At 68.7% G+C, this 22641-nt stretch carries 17 protein-coding genes; all 17 read left to right on the top strand.

Features of this window, described 5'->3' with window-relative positions; genetic code table 11:
* Window positions 1-26: 26 nt before the first annotated feature.
* The 17 genes from bioA to HF203_RS09120 all read left to right on the top strand — a co-directional run bounded on the left by bioA (window position 27) and on the right by HF203_RS09120 (window position 22636).
* Window positions 27-1316: an adenosylmethionine--8-amino-7-oxononanoate transaminase gene (gene bioA, locus HF203_RS09200; RefSeq protein ID WP_168668911.1), complete on the top strand. Its 1290-nt coding sequence runs from the start codon at window positions 27-29 to the stop codon at window positions 1314-1316.
* A gap of 222 nt (window positions 1317-1538) precedes the next feature.
* On the top strand, window positions 1539-2771 hold the full coding sequence (locus HF203_RS09195; RefSeq protein ID WP_168668909.1) for an efflux RND transporter periplasmic adaptor subunit: 1233 nt from the start codon (window positions 1539-1541) through the stop codon (window positions 2769-2771).
* Entirely contained in the window at window positions 2768-5893 is a 3126-nt protein-coding gene (locus HF203_RS09190) for an efflux RND transporter permease subunit (protein ID WP_168668907.1), read from the top strand. Before HF203_RS09195 ends, HF203_RS09190 begins: the two co-directional genes overlap by 4 nt.
* A gap of 132 nt (window positions 5894-6025) precedes the next feature.
* The gene (locus tag HF203_RS09185; RefSeq protein WP_168668905.1) at window positions 6026-7864 is read left to right on the top strand and encodes an asparagine synthetase B family protein; all 1839 of its coding nucleotides are present in this window, start codon (window positions 6026-6028) and stop codon (window positions 7862-7864) included.
* The gene (locus HF203_RS09180) at window positions 7827-8972 is read left to right on the top strand and encodes a glycosyltransferase family 4 protein (protein ID WP_210424716.1); all 1146 of its coding nucleotides are present in this window, start codon (window positions 7827-7829) and stop codon (window positions 8970-8972) included. The genes HF203_RS09185 and HF203_RS09180 overlap by 38 nt, the downstream gene beginning before the upstream one ends.
* On the top strand, window positions 8969-10249 hold the full coding sequence (locus HF203_RS09175; protein ID WP_168668903.1) for a putative O-glycosylation ligase, exosortase A system-associated: 1281 nt from the start codon (window positions 8969-8971) through the stop codon (window positions 10247-10249). The genes HF203_RS09180 and HF203_RS09175 overlap by 4 nt, the downstream gene beginning before the upstream one ends.
* Complete coding sequence (locus HF203_RS09170) at window positions 10246-11469, top strand: glycosyl hydrolase (RefSeq protein WP_168668901.1); 1224 nt, start codon at window positions 10246-10248, stop codon at window positions 11467-11469. Before HF203_RS09175 ends, HF203_RS09170 begins: the two co-directional genes overlap by 4 nt.
* Window positions 11466-12608 (top strand): glycosyltransferase family 4 protein, encoded by a 1143-nt coding sequence (locus HF203_RS09165; protein WP_168668899.1) that lies wholly within the window; start codon window positions 11466-11468, stop codon window positions 12606-12608. The genes HF203_RS09170 and HF203_RS09165 overlap by 4 nt, the downstream gene beginning before the upstream one ends.
* Entirely contained in the window at window positions 12608-14011 is a 1404-nt protein-coding gene (locus HF203_RS09160; protein ID WP_168668897.1) for a phenylacetate--CoA ligase family protein, read from the top strand. The genes HF203_RS09165 and HF203_RS09160 overlap by 1 nt, the downstream gene beginning before the upstream one ends.
* Window positions 14008-15246, top strand: a complete 1239-nt coding sequence (locus HF203_RS09155) for a prenyltransferase/squalene oxidase repeat-containing protein (RefSeq protein ID WP_168668895.1) — start codon at window positions 14008-14010, stop codon at window positions 15244-15246. The genes HF203_RS09160 and HF203_RS09155 overlap by 4 nt, the downstream gene beginning before the upstream one ends.
* Window positions 15243-16064: a formyl transferase gene (locus HF203_RS09150; protein WP_168668893.1), complete on the top strand. Its 822-nt coding sequence runs from the start codon at window positions 15243-15245 to the stop codon at window positions 16062-16064. The genes HF203_RS09155 and HF203_RS09150 overlap by 4 nt, the downstream gene beginning before the upstream one ends.
* Window positions 16057-16479: a hypothetical protein gene (locus HF203_RS09145; RefSeq protein WP_168668891.1), complete on the top strand. Its 423-nt coding sequence runs from the start codon at window positions 16057-16059 to the stop codon at window positions 16477-16479. The genes HF203_RS09150 and HF203_RS09145 overlap by 8 nt, the downstream gene beginning before the upstream one ends.
* Before the next feature lie 47 nt (window positions 16480-16526).
* The gene (locus tag HF203_RS09140) at window positions 16527-17342 is read left to right on the top strand and encodes an ABC transporter permease (protein WP_168668889.1); all 816 of its coding nucleotides are present in this window, start codon (window positions 16527-16529) and stop codon (window positions 17340-17342) included.
* Window positions 17343-17345: 3 nt separating this feature from the next.
* The gene (locus HF203_RS09135; protein WP_168668887.1) at window positions 17346-18593 is read left to right on the top strand and encodes an ABC transporter ATP-binding protein; all 1248 of its coding nucleotides are present in this window, start codon (window positions 17346-17348) and stop codon (window positions 18591-18593) included.
* 67 nt (window positions 18594-18660) lie between these two features.
* On the top strand, window positions 18661-19593 hold the full coding sequence (locus HF203_RS09130) for a sulfotransferase family protein (protein ID WP_168668885.1): 933 nt from the start codon (window positions 18661-18663) through the stop codon (window positions 19591-19593).
* 2 nt (window positions 19594-19595) lie between these two features.
* The gene (locus HF203_RS09125; RefSeq protein ID WP_168668883.1) at window positions 19596-21545 is read left to right on the top strand and encodes a hypothetical protein; all 1950 of its coding nucleotides are present in this window, start codon (window positions 19596-19598) and stop codon (window positions 21543-21545) included.
* Complete coding sequence (locus HF203_RS09120; protein ID WP_168668881.1) at window positions 21545-22636, top strand: glycosyltransferase WbsX family protein; 1092 nt, start codon at window positions 21545-21547, stop codon at window positions 22634-22636. Before HF203_RS09125 ends, HF203_RS09120 begins: the two co-directional genes overlap by 1 nt.
* Window positions 22637-22641: the final 5 nt, after the last annotated feature.

Raw genomic sequence — 22641 nt, 5'->3', positions numbered from 1 at the left:
AAGGCGGCCCGTACGATCGACGAACCATGCAAGCCAACGATATCCTCGCCATCGACCAGGCCCACGCCTGGCACCCCTACACCTCCACTCGCGATCGCGATCCGGTCTATCCGGTGCGTGCCGCGCGCGGCTGCCGCATCGAGTTGATGGACGGGCGCGAGTTGATCGACGGCATGTCCTCGTGGTGGTGCGCGATCCACGGCTACAACCACCCGCAGCTCAATCAGGCCGCGCACGCTCAGCTCGAGCGCATGGCGCACGTGATGTTCGGCGGGCTCACCCATGAGCCGGCGGCGCAGCTCGTCGAGCGGCTGGTGGCGATCACCCCGGAGCCGCTGCAGCACGTCTTCCTCTGCGATTCGGGCTCGGTCTCGGTGGAGGTAGCGATCAAGATGGCGCTGCAGTTCTGGCAGGCCGCCGGTCGCCCCGAGCGCCATCGTCTGATGACCATCCGTCGCGGTTATCACGGCGATACCTTCAACGCCATGTCGGTGTGCGATCCGGTCACCGGGATGCACCACCTGTTTAGCGCCACCCTGCCGCAGCAGGTCTTCGCCCCGGCCCCCGAGTGCCGTTATGGCGAGCCCTGCGCGCCGGCGGCGATCGCCGAGTTCGCCGCGTTGCTCGAGCGCCACCAGCACGAACTGGCGGCGGTGATCCTTGAGCCCATCGTCCAGGGCGCCGGTGGCATGCGTTTTTACAGCGCCGACTACCTGGCCCAGGTGCGGGCACTGTGTGATCGCTTCGACGTGCTGCTGATCGCCGACGAGATCGCCACCGGCTTCGGTCGCACCGGGCGGTTGTTTGCCTGCGAGCACGCCGGCATCGCCCCCGACATCATGACCGTCGGCAAGGCGCTGACCGGGGGCTACATGACGCTCGCCGCCACCCTCGCCAGCACGCGCGTGGCCGATACCATCTCGGGGGCCGCGCCCGGCGCCTTCATGCACGGACCGACCTTCATGGGCAATCCGCTCGCCTGTGCGGTGGCCAATGCCAGCCTGGATGTGCTGTTCGCTAGCGACTGGCAGGGGCGGGTGAATGCCATCGCCGCTGGGCTCGAACGTGGCCTGGCCCCGGCGCGTGACCTGCCCGGAGTCGCCGAGGTACGGGTGCTCGGCGCGATCGGCGTAGTCGAGATGGTCGAGCCGGTGGCGATGCGCGAGATCCAGCGGCGCTTCGTCGAGCGTGGTGTCTGGGTGCGTCCGTTCGGTCGGTTGATCTATCTGATGCCGCCCTTCGTGATCACGCCCGAGGAACTCGAGACGCTCTGTGCCGCAGTGCTCGCCGTGGTCGCCGACTCGGTCGCGGACTGACACGTCCCGTCCCGCCGTTGTTTCCGCCCACCGCTGCCCTGATGTGGTGGCGGTGGCGCCAATCGTGGAAACAAATGACATCTACCACATTTGCCGTAGCAGGGCGGCCTGCGCCTCGGCACAATGCCCCTCCCGGGGGATACCGTCCGCCGGCCTGGTCATCGCCGCCCCGGGCGGCGATGACGGCGCCTCCAACCCCAGCTCAATCGACCAAGGGACACTGTGAATCGTCTGTTCAAGCTGTTGCTGCCCGTTCTGATCCTCGCCGTCGGTTTCGGTGTCTTTCAATACCTCAAGCAAACCCGCCCCGATCGCCCTGTCTCCGAGGCGCGTGAGCGGGTGTGGCGGGTGGCGATCGAGCCGGTCGAGCCGCGCGCGCTGGCACCGATGCTCGAACTCTACGGCCAGGTCGAGAATCCGGACCTGCTGCGCGCGGCGGCCTCGACCTCGGCACGGGTGGCGCGGGTGTTGGTGCGTGAGGGCGCGCGGGTCGAGGCCGGGCAGTTGCTGCTCGAACTCGATCCCCGCGACCTGGTGCCGGCGCTCGCGCGTACCGGTGCCCAGGTCGCCGAACTCGAGGCCCAGCTCGAGAGCGAGCGCAACGGTCAGGAGAGCGATCAGGCCGCCCTGGCACAGGAGCAGCGACTGCTCGATCTCTCCGCCGATGCGGTGGCGCGCGCCAAGAGCCTGACCCGGCGTCAGGTCGGCTCGCAGAACGACCTCGACCTCGCCGAGCAGGACCTCGCCCGTCAGCGTCTGGCGGTGAGCACGCGTAGCATGCGCATCGCCGACTACCCGGCGCGTCGGCGCGCCCTCGAGGCGCGGTTACAACAGGCCCGTGCCGAGTACGAGGAGGCGCGGTTGGCCTTCGAGCGCTCGCGGGTGATCGCCCCCTACGCAGGGGTGGTCAGCGCCGTGGAGGTGGCCGCCGGTGACCAGGTCAAGGACGACGAGGTCTTGCTCTCGCTCTATCCGCTCGCCGGGCTCGAGGTGCGCTCGCGCATCCCCGCGCCCTATCAGGCGGAGCTGGCCGCGGCGCTGCGCGCCTCGGGCTCGCTGCCGGCGACCGCGCAGGTCGACGGTGGGCGGGTCGGGTTGGTGCTCGAACGTCTTGCCGGCGAGGCCGATCCGAGCGGTATCGACGGGCTGTTCGTGCTCACCGAAGGGGCCGAGTGGCTGCGCATCGGCCAGATGCTGACGCTGCGACTGCAGCGCCCGGTGCGTGAGTCGGTGGTGGCCGTCCCCTTCGCCGCCGTCTATGGCGGCAACCGCGTTTATGAATTCATCGACGGTCGGATGCGCGCGGTGATGGTGCGCACCCTGGGGAGCTGGTTCGCGCCCGACGGCGAGGAGCGGTTGCTGGTCGCCGCACCCGAACTCGCCGCCGGCGACCAGTTGGTGGTCACCCATATGCCCAACGCCGTCGACGGGCTGCGGGTGGAGGCGGGGCAGTGAGTCTGGCGCAGCGCGGGGGCGGTCACCGCAGCGACCTGATCGGGCTGTTCGCTCATCACAAGGTTGCGGCCAATCTGCTGATGGTGATGATGATCCTCAGCGGCATCTTCGCCCTCGACCGGCTCAACATCCAGTTCTTCCCCAACTTCGATCTCGACATCGTCAGCGTCCGGGTGGTGTGGACCGGGGCCAGCGCCGAGGACGTCGAGGACGGTATCACCAACCCGCTCGAACAACGCCTGCGCAGCGTCGACGGGCTCAGCGACCTGACCTCGACCTCCTCGCAAGGGATCTCGGCGATTACCCTGGAGTTCGATGAGGGGACCGATCCACTGCTGGCGCTCGATCAGGTCAGGCGACTGGTCGACAACTTCCGCAATCTGCCGCAGGACGCCGAGAAGCCGGAGGTGGCGCTCGCCACCCGTTACGAGACCGTCGCCCGGTTGCTGGTCAGCGGTCCCGAGCGGCCCGAGGAGCTACGCCACCTGGTGCGGGCCTTCGAGTCGGAGTTGCTCGATCGGGGCATCGACAAGATCGACATCCGCGGCCTGCCCGAGGAAGAGATCAGTATCGCCATCGATCACCAGCGTCTCGAACAGCTCGGGCTGAGCCTAGGGCAGGTCGGCGATCGGGTGGCCGCCTTCAGCCGCGACTTGCCGGCCGGGCAGGTCGGTCGCGACGAGGCCGCGCGCGAGCTGCGCAGCCTCGACAAGCGGCGCGACCCCTTGGAGTTCGCCAGCCTGCCGGTGGTCACCGAGGAGGTGGTGCAGATCGATCTCGGCGATGTCTCCGAGATCGAGCGGGTGCCGCGTGACGGTCAGCTGCTGCTCACCGTCGCTGATCGTCCGGCAGTGGAGATGGTGTTGCAGCGTGCCGAACTCGGTAACTCGCTGGCAGCGGCGCGGGTGCTCGACCAGTGGCTCGCCGAGACCCGACCGCTGCTCCCGCCCGGGGTCGAGGTGGTGGTCTATGATGCCGCCTGGCAGCTGATTCGCGACCGGATCATGCTGTTGGTGAGCAATGGTGCCGGGGGCTTGATCCTGGTGGTGGCCATCCTCTTCCTGTTCCTCAGCGGGCGGGTGGCCTTCTGGGTCGCCTGGGGCATCCCGGTCTCCTTCATGGCGACCCTGTTCATCCTCTACCTCGCCGGCGGCAGCATCAACATGATGAGCCTGTTCGCGCTGATCATGGCCCTCGGCATCATCGTCGATGATGCCATCGTCGTCGGCGAGGATGCCCAGGCCCATCACCAGATGGGTGAGGACCCCTTGCTCGCGGCCGAGGGCGGGGTGCGGCGGATGCTTGCCCCGGTGCTCGCCTCGTCGCTGACCACCATCGCTGCCTTCCTGCCGCTGATCCTCGTCGGTGGGATCGTCGGCAACATCCTCGGTGCCATCCCGCTGGTGGTGGTGGCGGTGATCCTCTCCTCGCTGCTCGAGAGTATGTTGGTACTGCCCGGACACCTGCGTGGGGCCTTCGTCCATGCCCACCGCGCCGGCCCGGACTCGCTGCGCGCGCGGCTCGACCGCGGTTTCGAGCGGCTGCGCGACGAGTTCTTCCGACCACTGGTGACTCGTGCCGTAGCGCATCGTTTTGTCACCATCAGCACAGCGGTGGCCTTGCTGTTGGTCGCCGTCGGCCTGCTCGCCGGTGGCCGTTTGACCTTCGTCTTCTTTCCCACCCCCGAGAGTCAGGTCATCAATGCCAACGTGACCTTCGTCGCCGGGACCCCCCGGGCGCGGGTCGACGCCTTCCTCGAGCAGCTCGAGACCACCCTGTACGAGACCGAGGCGCAGTTCGACCAGGGGCGCTTGATCAACCTGGCCGTGGCGCTGCACGGCAGCAAGCCCGAGAGCGCTGGCTCGACCGCCGATCAGCTCGGCGGGCTGCGCGTCGAACTCACGCCGACCGATGCACGCACGGTGCGCAATACCACATTCATCCGCGCCTGGCGCCAGCGTATCGAGTTGCCGCCGGGGCTGGAGTCCTTCACCATCACCTCGCGTCGGGCCGGGCCGCCGGGGCGTGATCTCACGGTGCGACTCAATGGCGCCGAGGCCGAGACCCTCAAGGAGGCCGCGCTCGCCCTGGCCGAGGCACTCAAGGGCCTGCCGGGGGTGCTCGAGGTCGAGGACGACATGGCCTACGGGCGCGAGCAGATCATCTACCGGCTCTCGCCGGCGGGCGAGGCGCTGGGGCTGACCGTCGCCGAGCTGGGGCGTCAGCTGCGCAATGCCTTCGACGGCCAGTTGGTGCAGATTTTCCAGGACGGTGCCGATGAGGTCGAGGTGCGGGTGCGGCTGCCGCGCGCCGAACGCGACCAGCTCGGGACGCTCTATCGTTTCAACGTCCGTCTGGCCGATGGCTCGACGGTACCGCTGAGTGCGGTGGCCGAGTGGGATTCGCGCCGTGGTTTCGAGATCCTGCGCCATGCCGAGGGGCGGCTCGCCGTCGAGGTCTCGGCCGACGTCGATCCCGAGGTCAGCGATGTCGCTACCGTGCTCGAGGCCTTGGCCGCCGGCCCCTTGCCCGAGTTGCAGCGCGATCATGGCATCAGTTATTCCTTCGAGGGGCGCTCGGCCGATCAGCGCGAGACCCTGGGCGATATGCGCAAGGGATTGGTGCTCGGGCTGATCCTGATCTACATCATCCTCGCTTGGGTGTTCGCCTCCTATGGTTGGCCGCTGGTAGTCATGGCCACCATCCCCTTCGGCTTGACCGGGGCCCTGTTCGGGCACTGGCTGATCGATATCAATGTCACCATCCTGTCGCTGTTCGGCATGTTCGGTCTCTCGGGGATCGTGATCAACGACTCGATCATCCTGGTCAAGTTCTATCAGGAGCTGACCGAGCGTGGCCTGGCGCGCCAGCAAGCGCTGGTCGAGGCCGCCTGTCAACGGTTGCGCGCGGTGTTGTTGACCACCCTGACCACGGTCGCCGGGTTGATACCGCTGTTGTTCGAGACCTCGGTGCAGGCCCAGTTCCTGATCCCGATGGCGACCTCGATCGCCTTTGGGCTGGCCTTCGCCACGCTGCTGATCCTGCTGGTGATCCCGGCGCTGCTGTCGGTGCACGAGAGTATCGATAGTCGTCTGTCGATGGTGCGGGCACGACTCTTCTGAGCACGTTTCGTTTGCAAATGATCCCTGCTGGGCAGTAGGCTTCGCCCATCGTCCCCATTGTCCTGCCCGCGTCGATGACCCGACGGGGCGGACTCGGGGAGTCTCGGTCAGGTGACGTGAAGGGATCGGGTCATGCAGCAGTGTTGCGGTTGGATGCCGGCCGATCGGCGGCCATTTGGTGAGATTCGGCAAGGGGTCGAGCGACTGATCGATGCCGCGGGGCCGGGTCTGCGGCTCGTCGGCGGTGACGATGGCGGGCTTGCGGCGGCCGTTGGGGTGGATCTTGCCGAGTCGGCGGAGCTGATGCTCGTGGTGGCGGGGCGTCCACGTTTTGCACGTGACGGGCCGCCGGCCAGTCCGCGTTCTGCCGCCACCCTGCTGACCCGCTGGCAGGCCCAGGGCAGGGCCTTGCTAGAGCAGCTCTATGGGCCCTTCGCGCTCGCCGTGATCGATCGTCGCACCGGCACCCTGACCCTGGCGATCGATCGGCTCGGTATCCATTCACTGGCCTTTGCTGCCACGACGCGTGGTGCGGTCTTCGCTACCCGTGCCGATCGGGTTGCCGCCCACCCCGAGGTGGCCGCCGCGCTCTCCCCACAGGGGCTGTTCCACTATCTCTACTTCTATCAGGTGCCGGCGCCGGGGACGGTGTTCGAGGGCGTCGAGAAGCTGCTGCCGGCCGAGTGGGTCGAGATCGACGCCGGTGGCGGGGTGAGACGCGGTTTCTACTGGAGGCTCGATTACCGTGATGCGCCACGCCACGACTTCGAGGTCCAGCGCGAACACTTTCATGCGTTGCTGCGGGCGTCGCTGGGGCGGGCTCGTGGTGACGATCGGGTCGCCGCCTTCCTCTCCGGCGGCACCGACAGCTCCACCGTCGCCGGGGTGCTCACCGAGCTGCAGGGCGCGCCGGCGCGGACCTACTCCATCGGCTTCGCCGCCGAGGGCTTTGACGAGATGGAGTACGCGCGGCTTGCCGCCGGCCACTTCGGGCTCGACGCGCGCGAGTACTACCTGACCCCCGACGACGTCCTCGCCACCATCCCGCTGATCGCCACCACCTACGACGAACCCTTCGCCAACGAATCGGCGGTCTCGGCCTATCACTGCGCGCGCCTGGCCGCGGCGGACGGCTACCGGGTGATGCTCGGCGGCGATGGCGGCGACGAGATCTTTGGCGGCAACGAGCGCTACGCCAAGCAGGGCGTCTTCGAGCTCTACGGCGCGCTGCCGGCGCCGCTGCGCCGCGGGCTGGTCGATCCGCTCGCAGCGCTGCCGGGGATGGGGGCCTGGTGGGGCGGGCGCAAGCTGCAGAGCTATGTGCGCCAGGCGCGTATCCCGTTGCCCGAGCGCATGGAGTCCTACAACTTCGTCCACCGCCAGCCGCTCGCCGAGATGTTCACCGCCGACTTCCTCGCCGCCATCGACCCCGCAGCGCCGGCGGCGCTGCTACGCGATCCCTACAATCGCGCGGCCAGTGACAGCTATATCAATCGCATGCTCCATCTCGACCTCAAGTTCACCCTCGCCGACAACGACCTGCGCAAGGTCTCGGCGATGGCCGCCGCGGCCGGGGTCGAGGTGCGCTATCCGCTGATCGACGACGCCATGGTCGAGTTCTCCGGCGAGGTGCCGCCGGACTGGAAGGTGCGCCGGGGCTATCTGCGCTGGTTCTTCAAGCACGCGCTCAAGGGCTATCTGCCCGATGCCATCATCGACAAGCGCAAACACGGCTTCGGCCTGCCCTTCGGGGTCTGGGTGCGCGAGCACGGACCGCTGCGCGAGCGTGTCTCCGATCGTCTCGCCGACAGCCAGCGTCGCGGGTGGCTGCAACCGGGCTATGTCGAGCGGTTGCGCCACGCCCACGAGGCCGAGCACGCGACCTACTTCGGCAAGATGCTGTGGGTGCTGGTGACCCTCGAGGAGTGGCTCGATGCCCAGCCCGACCGGGTCGCACGCGGCCATGGTTGAAGCGTCCGGGACACGCTCGCCCGGGCGTATCGTCCTGGTCGGGCCGCTGCCGCCGCCAGCCGGCGGCATGGCCAACCAGACCCGCCAGCTCGCCGAGCTGCTGCGCGCCGAGGGGCTGGCGGTCGAGCTGGTCCAGGTCAACGCCCCCTACCGCCCGGCCTGGGCAGGACGCCTGCCGGTGGTGCGCGCGCTGTTTCGTCTGGTGCCCTATCTGTGGCAGCTGTGGCGCGCCATGGGGCGGGGCGGGGTGGTCCACCTGATGGCCAACTCCGGCTGGTCCTGGCACCTCTTCGCCGCCCCGGCGCTGCTGATCGCCCATGCCCGCGGGCTGGCGGCGGTGATCAACTATCGCGGCGGTGAGGCGCAGTCCTTTCTGCGCGCCCAGGGGCGCTGGGTGGTGCCGCTGATGCGTCGCGCTGCGGCCATCGCCGTGCCCTCGGGGTATCTGCGCGCGGTGTTCGCGCCCTACGGCCTGGAGGCCGAGGTGGTGCCCAACATCGTCGATCTCGAACGCTTCGCCGTGCGCGCCGACGCCGCGCGTCGCGCCGCGACCCCGCACCTGGTGGTCACCCGCAACCTCGAGGCGATCTACGACAACACCACCGCGCTGCGCGCCTTCGCGCGCCTCCGCGCGCGCTGGCCGGCGGCGCGTCTGACCATCGCCGGCACCGGCCCCGAGGCCGCGGCGTTGGCCGCCGAGGCGCGCGCGCTGGGGGTCGCCGAGTCGGTGACCTTCAGCGGCCGGCTCGAGCGCGAGGCGATGGCCGCGCTCTATGCCGAGGCCGATCTGATGCTCAACCCCAGCCGGGTCGACAACACCCCCAACTCGGTGCTCGAGGCCTGGGCGAGTGGGGTGGCGGTGGTCAGCACCCGGGTCGGCGGGCTGTCCTATCTGGTCGAGGACGGGGTCGATGCCGTGCTGGTCGCCCCGGGGGATCCCGAGGCGATGGCCGAGGCGGCCTGCGCCCTGCTCGGCGACCCTGCGCGCCGCGCCGCGCTGGTCGCCGCCGGGCGCCGCGCGGCCGCGCGCTTCGCCTGGCCGGCGGTGCGACCGCTGTGGCTCGCGCTCTATCGCCGGGTCGCCGGCGGGGAGGGGTGCGGCGCGTGAGAGACGTCGCCATCACCCTGATCATCTTCGGCCTGCTGCCGGTGATCCTCTCGCGCCCCTATGTCGGCATCCTGGTGTGGTCCTGGCTCGGCTACATGAACCCGCACCGGCTGGCCTGGGGCTTCTCGACCACCATGCCCTTCGCGATGATGGTGGCGTTGGCGACCTTCGCCGCGATGATCGCCTCCAAGGAACGCCATCCGCTGCCCTGGTCGCGCGAAACCGTGGTGTTGCTGGTGCTGGTGCTGTGGATGTTCATGACCACGGTGTTCTCGCTCTACCCCTGGCTGGCCTGGCCACAGTGGGACAAGGTCTGGCGGATCATGCTGATGACCTATGTCACGCTGATGTTGATCAACGATCCGCAGCGGCTGCGGCTACTGGTCTATGTGATCGCGCTCTCGCTCGGTTTCTATGGTTTCAAGGGTGGGGCCTTCGTGCTCACCGGCGGCAGCGCCAACTCGGTGCTGGGGCCGACGGGCAGCTTCATCGAGGATCGCAACTCGCTCGGGTTGGCGATGATCATGACGGTGCCGCTGCTCTACTTCATGCGCTCACAGATGGTGCATGCCTGGGTGCGTGCGGCGCTGTTGCTCGGGATCGTGCTCACCCTGATCGCTATCGTCGGCACCCATTCGCGCGGCGCGCTGCTCGGGCTGGCGGCGATGATGCTGTTCTTCCTGCTCAAGTCGCGCCAGAAGTTCGCCGCGATCCTGGCGATGATCCCGCTGGCGCTGGTGCTGCTCTACGTGATGCCCGAGGAGTGGTTCCAGCGCATGGAGACCATCGAGCACTGGGAGGAGGACGAGTCGGCCTCGGAGCGGGTGCGCGCCTGGCACAACGCCATCGACCTGGCCCAGCAGCGCTTCATCGGTGGCGGCATGCGCGCGCTGGTGCTCTGGGGGGGGCGTGATTCGCACAGCATCTATTTCGGCATGCTCGGCGAGCATGGCTGGGTCGGGCTGGGCCTATTCCTGCTGTTGTTGGGACTCACCTGGCGCTCGGCGAGCTGGATCATCCGCCACGCCAAGCGCGAGCCGGAACTCCGGTGGGCGCGTGATCTCGCGGCGATGATCCAGGTCAGCCTGATCGGCTACATGGTCGCCGGGGCCTTCCTCGGGTTGCAGTACTTCGACATGTATTACCACCTGGTGGTGATCGTGGTGATGACCAAGATCCTGGTGCGTCGCGCGCTCGAACCCGAGCCCGAGGCTCCGGCGCGACCACCGGCGTTGGGTCGGCGTACGTCGGTGGCGGCGCGAGGAGGCGACGGATGAGCCTGGTGTCGACGCTGGTCGTGCTGCTGTTTTGCGGTTGGGGCGCCATTCTCCTCGTCTATCGTCGGCGTCTGCTACGGCTGTGGCGCGAGCCGGTGCTCGCCGCCCCGGTGCTGATCATCGAGAGTGACGACTGGGGGCCGGGGCCGGCGTCCCACGTCGCCGCGCTCGATCGCCTCATCGAGTTGCTCGCGCGTCATCGCGACGCCAGCGGGCAGGCGGCGGTGATGACCATCGGTGCGGTGCTCGCGATCGCCGACACCGCCGCGATCCGCGCCGGCGAGATCAGCTGCTACCGCCGTCAGCGGCTGTGCGACAGCGACGGCGCGGCGATGCGCGAGGCGCTGCTCGCCGGGCACGCGCGCGGGGTGCTCGCGCTCCAGCTCCACGGTATGGAGCACTACTGGCCGCAGAGCCTGCTGACGGTCGCGCGCCGCGACGTCGAGGTCCGCGACTGGCTGGAGACGGCCGCCGGCAGCGATACCGAGCGCCTGCCCTCGGCGCTGCAGAGCCGCTGGACGGATGTCACCACGCTGCCCTCGCGGCCGTTGCCCGAGGCCGAGATCCGCGCGGCAGTGGCCGAGGAGGTCGCCTGTTTCGAGGCCAGCTTCGGCGCGCGTCCGCTGGTCGCGGTGCCGCCGACCTTCGTCTGGACCGAGCAGGTCGAGCGCGCCTGGGCCGAGGCCGGGGTGCGGGTGATCATCACCCCGGGGCGGCGTCTCACCGGGCGCGACCACGCCGGGCAGCCGGGCGGCTGCGATCGCGACATCCTCAATGGCGAGTGCGGTGCCAGCGGGGTGCGCTATCTGGTGCGTGATCTCTATTTCGAGCCCGCCTTGGGGCACCGCCCCGAGCGACTGTGCGACGAACTCGCACGCCACTTCGCGCTGGGGCGCCCGGCGCTGATCGAGACCCACAGGTTCAACTTCACCGGCGAACAGGCCGAGACCGCCTATGCCGCGCTCGAGACGCTGCTCGAACAGGCGCGTGCGCGCTGGCCCGGGCTGCGCTTCATGTCCGCCGAGGCGCTCGCCGCGGGCCAGGCAACGGGTGCGGAGTGGCTGGTGCGCGATCGCGCGCGCCGGCTCGAGGTCTGGCTGCGTCGCGCCGCGCGCATCGACCGGCTGCGCAAGCTCGCCTGGTCGAGCGGGCTGGCGCTGCTGGCCTGGGCGCTGCTGGCGGTCTTGGGCGCGTGGCGCCGAGGAGGGGAGCAGGGATGACGGATGCACGCTATCTGGTACTGAGCGAGCTGTTCATGCCCACCAAGGGGGGGACGGCGGTGTGGTTCGCCGAGGTCTATCGCCGCCTCGGCGGTGCCGGGACCCATATCGTCACCGCGCGGGTGCCGGGGGACGCGGACTACGACCGCACCCAGCCCAACAGCGTCCATCGGGTGACGATGCGCGAGTCGCGCTGGCTGCGCCCGGCCTCGCTGCCGCGCTATCTGGGGCTGTTGCGTGGCGCTCTGGCGGCGATCGCACAGGCGCGCTTCAGCGCCGTGCACGCCGGTCGGGTGTTGCCCGAGGGGCTGGTCGCCTGGCTGCTGGCGCGGCTGATCCGCCGCCCGCTGGTGGTCTACGCCCACGGTGAGGAGATCACCACCTGGTCGCGCCATCCACGACGGCTGTGGGCGATGCGCTGGGTCTATCGCCGCGCCGAGCGGGTGGTGGCCAACAGTGACTTCACCCGTGAGCGCCTGCTCGAGCTGGGGGTGCGCCCGGCGCGCATCCGGCTGATCCACCCCGGGGTCGACCTGGCGCGCTTCCACACCGCGATCGACGCCAGCCCGGAACGCGCCGAGCTGGGGCTCGGCGAGGGCGCACGGCTGGTGCTCTCGGTCGGGCGGCTGAGCCGGCGCAAGGGCTTCGATCGGGTGATCGAGGCGCTGCCCGGGCTGTGCGCGCAGGGGCTCGACGTCCATTACGCGGTGATCGGTATCGGCGAGGACCAGCACTATCTGGAGACGCTCGCCGCGCGTCACGGCTGTGCCGAGCGCGTCCATCTGCTCGGTCACGTCGCCCCCGAGGCGCTGCCGTGCTGGTACGCCGCGGCTGACCTGTTCGCCATGCCCAACCGCGAGATCGACGGCGACACCGAGGGCTTCGGCATGGTCTTTCTCGAGGCTGCCGCCTGCGGCACGCCTGCGCTCGCCGGGCGTGCCGGTGGCACCGGTGCGGCGGTGCTTGACGGCGAGACCGGCCTCCGGGTCGAGGGCGCCGATGCCGAGGCGGTGTACGTCGCGCTGGCGCGGTTGCTCGGCGACCCGCTGCTGCTCGCGCGCATGGGTGCGGCAGCGGCCGCCCGCGCCCATGCCGAATTCTCCTGGGAGCGGGTCGCCGAGCTGACCCGGGCACTGTGATGATCAAGACCCCCGCCACCCTCTCGCGCCGACTGGTCTATCCGCTCCAGGAGCGGCTGCTGGGACGCCAGACCTTCGCCATGCTCGATGAGCTGGAGCAGAGCCAGTGGTTGTCGCGCGAGGCCATCGAGGGCTTGCAGCGGCGCCGGCTCGCGCGCCTGCTCGGGATCGCCAACGCCCACTGTCCCTGGCACGCCGAGCGGTTGGCGGCTGTCGGCCTCGGTGCGGTCGATGCCACCACCGAGCTCGCCCCCGATGACCTCGCGCGCATCCCGACAATGGACAAGCGCGACGCCCAGCTCGCCGGCGAGCGGATGCGCTGGGTCGGGGTGCCGGGCGGGGCTCAGCCCTACAACACCGGTGGGTCGAGTGGCGCGCCACTGCGTTTCGTGTTCGGTCGCGCGCGTCAGGCCGCCGACGCTGCGGGGCGGATGCGGGCGCGACGCTGGTGGGGGGTGGAGGTCGGCGACCCCGAGGTCTATCTCTGGGGGGCGCCGGTCGAGCTCTCGCGCACCGATCACATCAAGCGGCTGCGCGATCGTCTGCTCAATCAGCTGGTGCTCGACGCCTTTGCCATGTCGGCCGCCAACATGGACCACTATCTGCGTGTCCTCGAGCGCTTCGATCCGGTGTGTCTCTACGGCTATGCCAGCAGCCTGGCGTTGCTCGCCGAGCACGCCCGGGTGCGGCGTCGCATCCCCCGGTTGCGCGCCCTGCGGGTGGTCTGTACCACTGGTGAACCACTCTATCCTTACCAGCGTGATATTATACGCGACGTGTTCGGCGTGGCGGTGGCCAACGAGTTCGGTAGTCGCGACATCGGCTTCACCGCGCACCAGACCCCTGCCGGTCAGCTGTTGCTGTTGAGCGAGGGGCTGATCCTCGAGGTGCTCGACGCCGCCGGGCGCGCGGTGGCCCCGGGCGAGGCGGGCGAGGCGGTGATCACCGGGCTCTGCTCCGAGGCCCAGCCCTTCATCCGCTATCGCACCGGCGATCGGGTGCGGCTGAGCGCCGAGCCCTGTCGCGCCGGGCGCGGGCTGCACGTGATCGACGCGGTGCTGGGGCGCTCGACCGACTTCGTGGTCAAGCCCGACGGCACGGTGATGCACGCCCTGGCGGTGATCTACATCCTGCGCGCGATCGAGGGGGTGGCCGAGTTCAAGGTCATTCAGCACGCGCTCGATGTCATCGAGGTCCAGCTGGTGACCAACGCGCGCTGGCGCGAGACCTCGCGCCAGGCCATCTTCGCCGCCTTCGCCGAGCGGCTTGGCGCGGCGGTGCGGGTCGATATCGAGCAGGTCGCGGCGATCGCCCCCGAGGCCTCGGGCAAGCATCGCTATGTCGTCAGTCGGGTCTCGCCGCCGCTCGGTGGGGCCGTGGAGAAGGAGGAGTCCAGTCGATGACGTCCCGTCCGCAGGGTCCGTCCCTGCTCACCCTGCTGGGGCTGCCCAGGCGTTATCGGCTGTGGCGCCCGACCCATCTGCGCCTGATCGCCGCCGATCTGTTGCGCCCGGCCGCCCAGTCCCCGCGTGAGCGGCGCGCGCACCTGGGCGCGGCGATCGACTGGCTGTGCCGTGCCCAGGACCGTCGCGACGGGTGCGCCGACGCCGGCGGGGTCTCGGCCGGGTGGAGCTTCGAGGACGGCTGGCTGCCGAGCTATCCCGAGACCAGCGGCTATATCGTCGAGACCCTGCTCGCCGCCGCGCGGGTGCTCGATCGCCCCGAGCTGACCGCGCGCGCCGGGCGCATCCTCGACTGGGAGCTGGGGCTGCAGCTGCCCGACGGCGCCTTCCCCGGACACTTCGGCGAGCCCGGCAGCACCCCGGTGATCTTCAACACCGGACAGATCATGCACGGCCTGCTCGCCGGTCATCAGCAGCTCGGTCGCGACGACTGTCTCGCCGCGGCGGTGCGCGCGGCGCACTGGATGGTCGCGCGTCAGGACCCCGATGGCTGCTGGCGGCGCAGCGTGCACAACGCCATCCCCCATGTCTACAACACCCGCGCCGCCTGGGCGCTGCTGCGCACCGGGCTGGCCAGCGGTGAGCCAGGGCTGGTCGATGCGGCGCTGGCCAACCTGCGCTGGGCGCGCTCGCAGGCGACCCCCAGCGGCTGGTGGCGCGAGAACGCCTTCCGTCGCGGTGAGGCGCCCTTCACCCACAACATCGCCTATGCCATGCGCGGCCTGCTCGAGGGCGGGGTGCTCGCCGACGACCCCGAGCTGGTCGAGTCGGCGGCCTGTGCGGCGCGGGCGCTGGTGCGGGCGCAGCGCGCCGATGGTTGGATCGCCGGGGCCTTCGCCGAGGACTGGCGCCCGGCGGCGCGCTACAGCTGTCTGACCGGAGTCGCGCAGATCGTGCTCAACTGGCAGCGGCTCGAGCAGCTCGGGGTCGTCGGCGCGTGGCGCGAACCGATCGAGCGCTCGCTGGGGTTTCTTGTACGCAACCAACGCCTGCGCGGTGACGGCGCCCCGGACGACGGCGCGCTGGCCGGCTCGCTGCCGATCTGGGGGCGCTATTCGCGCTTCGAGTACCCCAACTGGGCGACCAAGTTCCTCGCCGATGCGCTGATCATGGCCTGCTCCGACGAGGTCGTGCCGCCGCTGCCCGAGCGCGCACCCGTGGAGGCCGGGGCATGAGTGGGCCGCGCGTCATGGTGCTCTGCGGGCGCTCGCCGCGCCACCTCCACCTGGCCAACCGGCTGTGCGCCTGCGCCGAGGTCTGCGCCGTGGTCCACGAGGCGCCGACCCAGTGGACGCGCGAGAAGCTGCTGCGCAACCTGCGCCCGGCGGTGGCCGGACGCAAGGTGTGGCGCTGGCTGCGCGATCGCCGTCGTTACAGCGGTAATCCCGAGGCACGCTTCTTCTTCGGCGAGGCCACCCCGGCGCTCGTGCGGCCCGAGCTGGCGCACGAGGTGCCGAGCGTCAGCGACCCGGCGCTGCTCGCGCTCGCCGAGCGGCTGGCGCCCGAGCTGATCTGTGTCTTCGGCACCAGCCTGATCCGTGGTCCGCTGCTCGAGCGCTACCCGCTGATCAATCTGCACGGCGGCCTCTCGCCCGAGTATCGCGGCGCCGACTGTACCTTCTGGGCGCTGCACAACGGCGAGCCCGAGCAGGTCGGCTGCACCCTGCACTTCATCGACCAGGGGATCGACACCGGGCGGCTGATCGCCCATGTCAGCCCCGAGGTCCGTCCCGACGACGACGAGTTGACGCTGTTCTGGCGTGGGGTACGCGACAGCGCCGAGGTCTATTGCGAGGCGCTCTCGCGCTGGCGCGCCGGTACCCTGTCGGGGGCGGTGCAGCCGGGGCGGGGGCGGCTCTATCAGGTGCGCGATCGCAGCTGGAGGGCCGAGCGCGCGCTGGCGCGACGCCTGGCGCGCGCGTCGCTGCCGGCGTTGCCGGCGCGGCTGGTGTGGTTCCCCGGGGACGAGTCGAAGGGAGGTGAGGATGCTTGAGACGATGAGGTCGGGCCGGGGACGACTGGCCTGCATGCTGGTGTCGCTGGCGGGGCTGCTGGGTGGGCCACTGACGTCGGCCTCGGCCCAGGGGGTCAATGCCAAGCCCACGGCCCTGGAGATCGCGGCCCTGCCGCCTTACTGTCAGGCGCGCCTCAATCGCGACCGGGCACAGATGGACCAGTGGATCGGGGCCATGGGCAAGGACCTCTTCACTCATATCCATCACTACTGCAATGGCATGGTCTACTTCAATCGCGCCAACGCGGCCCTGCAGAGCGATACGCGCAATGCCTTGTTGAGCCGTGCGATCAGTGAGTTCAACTATGTGATCAAGCGCTGGCCGACATCCTTCGTGCTCTATCAGCAGGCGGGTGTCTACAAGTCGATGGCAGAGATGATGAAGACGAATTGAGGAGGGGCCCGAGTGATGGCGGTCGCACGGCGCAAGGAACCGAATCGATGGCGGTGATGAGAGAGCTGCTGGCCTATCGCGAGCTGATGGTGACGCTGGCGTGGAAGAATATCCTGGTCCGCTACAAGCAAGCCTATCTAGGGTTGTCTTGGGCGGTGCTGAAGCCCTTGTTGATGATGTTGATCTTCAGTGTGGTGAAGGCCTTCGTGGGTATCGAGACCGGGGGCATGCCTTATCCGATCCTCGCCTTTGCCGCACTGATGCCGTGGATCTTCTTCCAGGAGTCCGCCTCCGAGGGGGTCAACAGCGTCGTCGGTAATGCCTCGCTGATCCGCAAGATCTACTTCCCGCGCGAGATCTTTCCGATCACCGCGACCTTGACCAAGCTTGCCGAATTGTTCATTAGTTTCTTCATCCTCGCCGGGCTGATGATCTTCTATCAGGTCGCGCCGACATGGCAGGTGGTGTGGGTGCCGTTGATCATCTTCTATACCTTGATCGTGTCGCTGGTGTTCAGCCTGGTCGGTTCGGCGATCAATGTCTATTACCGCGATGTTGGTGTCGCCATTCCGGTGTTGTTGCAGATCGCCATGTATATCTCGCCGGTGATCTATCCGCTGGCGCTGGTGCAGTCGCGGTTGCTCGAGGACCAGGCCGCAGGCTCGCTCTCCGAGATGCTGTATTTCATCTATACCCTCAATCCCCTGGCCGGCATCATCGACGCGTTTCAGCGGACCATGCTCTACGGTCAGTCACCGGACCTGTCGAGTCTGTGGCCGGGTATGCTGGTGACGGTCGTCCTCTTGCCGATCTCCTATCGCTTCTTCAAGGCTGCGGAGACGCGTTTCGCGGATGTGATCTGAGTCATGAGCATCATCACGATCGAACACCTCACCAAGGAATTTAGGCTCGGTCAGCTCCAGGGGCTGGGTGGCTCGATCCGCCATCAGCTCGGTCGTCTGGCCGGGCGCAGAGCGCCGCCACCGCCGATGTTTCGCGCCCTCGACGATGTCTCCTTCACCATCGAGGCCGGTGAGGTGGTGGGGATCATCGGTCACAATGGTGCCGGCAAGAGCACCCTGCTGAAGCTCATCTCCAACATCACCGCGCCCTCGGCGGGGCGGATCCGCATCGCCGGTCGGGTGGCGCCGCTGATCGAGGTCGGGGCCGGGTTCGTCCCCGAGCTGACCGGGCGCGAGAACGTCTATCTCAACGGTGCGATCCTCGGGCTCTCCCGCCGCGAGGTCGATCGTCAATTCGACGACATCGTCGAATTCGCCGAGATGGCCCCCTTCATCGATACCCCGGTCAAGCGCTACAGCTCGGGGATGAAGGTCAAGCTGGCGTTCGCGGTCGCCACCTCGGTCGAGGCCGAGATCCTCATCGTCGACGAGGTCCTCGCCGTCGGCGATCTCGCCTTCCAGCGCAAGTGTTTCGACCGCATGGAGTCGTTCATCAAGCATCGCGGGCACACCGTCTTGCTGGTGAGTCACAACATCCGCCAGGTGGTGCGGATGTGCGACCGGGTGATGATGCTCGATCAGGGCCGCGTGGTCGCCGACGGTGAACCGCTGCAGGTCGCCGAGCGCTTCTACGCCCAGAGCAACAAGAAGATCCAGGACCATCAGCTCGATGCCGCGCGCCTCAACGGTAAGGTCCGCTCCTCCGGCGAGATCGATCTGCTGGAGGTCGGTCTGGTCGACGCCGCTGGCGTCGCGATCGATCAGGTCCGCAGTGGCGACCCACTGCGTGTCAGGGTGCGCTTAGAGCTCAATCAGGCGCTACCCGACCCGGAGATCGTGGTCGGGACCCATACCACCGATTTCTTCTACCTGACCGCTGGTTCGACCGCGACCCTGGAGCACCCGCCGCAGCTGCGCCTCGGGGTCAACGAGATCGACTGTCTGATCCCGTCTTTCCCCATGGTCGCTGGTACGTACTGCGTTCGCCTCGCCGTCTTCGACGGTAGCGGGCGCATGGTGCTGGCCGGTGAGACGCTGGCCGTCTTCCAGGTCACGCCACCGGCCGATGAGGCGCATCGTCCACCGTTGCGCAACCTCCACCTCCCGACCGCCTGGGTGGTCAACGAGCAGTCGTTCGAGGAGCGGGGGTGATGTCTTGCCAGCGCCTCGGCCGCCTCGGCGTTCTCGACCCCAGCACCTGCGCAATAGGCCCTCGTCCATGAATGCGTCGCCCCCGACCCCCGTCACCCATCCGCTGGACTTCCTGATCATCGGTGCCCAGAAGTCGGCCACTACCTCGCTGGCGCGGTATCTCGACGAGCACCCCGAGATCTTCGTCCCCGGTGGTAAGGAACTCGAGTTCTTCAGCGATCCACAACGCTATCGACGCGGTTATGGTTGGATGTATCAGACCTTCTTCGCTGCGGCCGCCGCGCCCTGTATCAAGGGCGAGGCCTCGACGCACTACATGATGTATCCGCAGACCTCGCGGCGGATCCGCGACACCCTGCCGCAGGTGAGGCTGATCGCGATCCTCCGTAACCCCATCGATCGGGCCTATTCCCATTACCGCATGAGCTGCATGCGCGGTCGTGAGTCGCGTGACTTCGCCTCGGCGGTGGCGGCGGATATCGCCGATCGTTCGGACACCGTGGACGAGAACCACAACTATGTGCGCTTCGGCGAGTACGCGCGGATCCTGGGCGGCTATCTCGAGGACTTCCCCAGCGAGCAGATTCGCGTGGTCTTCACCGAGGAGCTGGAGCGCGATCCGGCGGCGGTACTCCAGGGGCTCTATGCCTTCGTCGGCGCCGACACTGGGTTCGTGCCGCCGAACCTGGAGCAGCGCTACAACGTCACCGGCGACAAGATCCTGCCCGGGTTGGATCGCTGGGCACGCTCGCTGTTGCGGCGCTTGCGCCGCCTGCGGGTGATCAGTCAGGCGCGCTTCAGCCAGCTGATCTTCTGGACGCATACCGAACTCAACATCCGCCCGGTGGCCGCCGACGCGCTCTCGCCCGAGGTGCGGGCGGTCTTGGCCGAGCACTTTGCCGCGGATGTCGCGTGGTTGCGCCGCCGGTTTGGGGTCAATCCGCCCTGGCCGGACTTCGCCCCGGACGAGGTCGCTGGCACCGATGAACGAGGCGCGTGAGCATGACACAACCGACGTCGGACATGGCTGAAGCGGCACTCGTGATCGATGTGGCTGCACTGTTGGTGGGGGCGAGCGCGGCCGAGCCGGGGCGGGTGCGTTCCTGTCCGCAGGCAGGCCAAGCGCTGCTGCTCGATACCTTTGAGGACGATCTCGCACGTTGTGCAAGCCTGCGCCTCGAACCGGCGGCGGGGGCGCGTCGATTGGAGCTGCACCTTGCCGGGGTGGAGGCGATCGAGCGCTGTGAGGCCGGGGGCTGGGTGCTGCGCGGCGCGACCCCGGCGGCGGCCGATTACTGGGTGCCGCTGTGGCCGATGGCGCGGCGGCTCGATGCCCAGGGACGCATCCTCGAGGAGGCGACACTGGCGTTGCAGGGGTTCGCACTCGATGGCGAGGGCCTGCGGCTGTCGTTGGGAGTGCCGGCCGGCTACTGTGCCGATCTGCTGCTCTGGCGTCTCGATGGTGCGCGGGCGCGGTTGCGCGCAGCACTGACCCGGCCGCTCCCGATCGAGCGGCAACCGCGCTTCCTCTATGGCTCGCACACCAGCTATCGCGCCCCCGCCGATCTCTATCGCAACCTGATCCATGGCTGGTGCTATTGCAATCTGTTCTCTTGGCCTCGTGGCTGGAAGATCCCCGACGAACTCGAGGCCTATGCCCTCTATCTGATCCTCGCCGGTCTCGAGCTGGCCACCGACAATCCCTTCTATCCCTGGTTCCGGCAACAGCTGGTCCGCGCACTGCTCGAGCGCCAGGGCGCCGATGGGGGCTGGTATCACGGTGAGTGGAGTGCCGAGATGGAGGCGCACATGCGGTTGCACTGCGGTGGGATGCAGCTGTTGGCGACCGAACTCGAACGTCGCGATGATCCGCAGTTGGTCGCGGCGCTGTGTCGGGCGGCCCAATTCGCCGTCGGCCTGAGCGATCGCACCGCGCTGGGGACCTGGCTGCTGCACGATTCGCTGGAGCTGTCAGCCGCAGGGATGGATGCCGCCCCCTTCGCCTGGGTGCCGGGGCGGGCCTTCGGCAAGTCGCCGACCAACATGCTGGTGCTCAACACCCATGTCGATGCCCTGATCACGCTGACCCGCTGCCAGCGCTGGTGCGGCCGAGCCCACGAGACCACCCTCGAGGGGGCGCGCCAGGCGCTGCGCGCGCTGTTGGCCCGCCGGCCGCTCACCGCGCTCTATGGGCTCATCTATCGCCTGGTCGATCTGACCCTGTTGCCCGAGCACCAGGCCCGGGCGCTGCCGCTGCCGCTGCGCGCGCTCAAGCGACTGACCTGGAAGTGGTTGATCCCACGGCTGCACCGGTTGCGGAATCGTTATCCGCGGCTGCTCATGCCCAATGGCTATATCGAGCGTCACATCGGGCGTGCAGGGGTCAGCCACGTCTATCAGGCGGTCAATCTCTGGGATCTGGTCCGCTATCGTCGCCATGACCCGGCGGCGGTCGTGGACGCGGCCATCGAGGCCGGTTGCGATTATCTGCGCACCGGCGCGCTCTGCGCCTTCTGGGAGCACAGCACCCAGCGTCGCCATGCGCTCGGCTTCTGGGTCGAGGCGCTGTGGCACCGCTGTCTGCAGCAACCCGATGCACGACTGCGGCGCTGGCTGGCCGAGGCGATGCTCAGTTGTCAGCGCGCCGGTCTCGGGCTGCCGCCAGCCTTGCTCGGCGCCAATACCGAGGCCCTTGCCTGGGAGGCGCGTCGTCCGACCCCGGTGGCCGCTGACGAACGGTTGTGGATCGCCAACCTGTCATGCGGAGGGAGTGAGGAGCTGATCGTCGTCAACCCTACCGCAGCGCCCTGCCGCCTGCACTGGCTGCGCCCGCCGTCGGCGTTGCGTTGGGACGATGATCAGGGCGCGCGGGTCGAGGCGGAGGCGCTGGTGGTGCCTGCTGCCGGTTGGCTGTGGGGGCGGGCACTCGACGACGGTGAGGACGAGGGCTGATGCGAACCCGATTGATCGCCTTCCACCTGCCCCAATTCCACCCGACCCCGGAGAATGATGCCTGGTGGGGCAAGGGTTTTACCGAGTGGACCAATGTCGCCCGCGCCGAGCGGCTCTACCCCGGACACTACCAGCCGCACGTGCCCGCCGATCTCGGTTTCTACGACCTGCGCCTGCCCGAGGCGCGCCAGGCCCAGGCCGATCTGGCCCGCGCCTACGGCATCGAGGGCTTTTGCTACTACCACTACTGGTTCGGTGGGCGGCGTATCCTCGAGCGTCCGGTCGAGGCCATCCTCGCCTCTGGCGAGCCCGACTTCCCCTTCTGTCTGTGTTGGGCCAACCACAGTTGGAACACCGCCTGGCAGGGTACCGATGAGACCCTGATCGAGCAGGTCTATCCCGGCTGGGACGACCATGCCGCGCACTTCGACTGGCTGTTGCGCGCCTTCACCGATCCGCGCTATCTCAAGGTCGAGGGCAAGCCGATCTTCGTCATCTACAAGCCCGATCTGATCCCGGACGTCGCCGCAGTGATCGCCTTCTGGCGCCAGCGCGCCGAGCGCGCCGGGCTACCCGGGCTGCACCTGATCGGGGTGTCGCACCGCAGTGAGCGTTGGGACCCGCGCGAGCGCGGGCTCGACGCCTCGAGCATGCAGGTGCTGCCGCAGCGCGACGGGCGCATCCCGCGGCGCTATCTCGGGCTCAAGCTGCGTCTGGCGCTGCGCGGCAACCGCCACCAACTGACCATCTGGGACTACGAGGAGATGCGCCCGAGCCTGTTGCGCAGCCGTCCGGTGCCCTGGCGCGACTACCCGCTGGTGCTGCCCAACTGGGACAACACGCCGCGCTCGGGGATGCGCGGCCTGGTACTCCACGGGGCGACCCCGGAGCGCTTTCGCCCACACCTGCGCGAGGCCATCGCGCGGGTCGCCGAGCACCCGCCCGAGGCGCGCATCGTCTTCCTCAAGGCCTGGAACGAATGGGCCGAGGGCAACCATGTCGAGCCCGACCAGCGCTTCGGCACTGGTTGGCTGGAGGTGATCCGTGACGAACTCGCCGCCTCGGGCCGGCGTGGTGACGGACGGACATAGCGGTC

Source organism: Marichromatium bheemlicum (assembly GCF_012276755.1).
Classification (GTDB): Bacteria; Pseudomonadota; Gammaproteobacteria; order Chromatiales; family Chromatiaceae; genus Marichromatium; species Marichromatium bheemlicum.
Note: the sequence above shows the minus strand (reverse complement) of the source record. Positions and strands in the feature narration are given on the sequence as shown.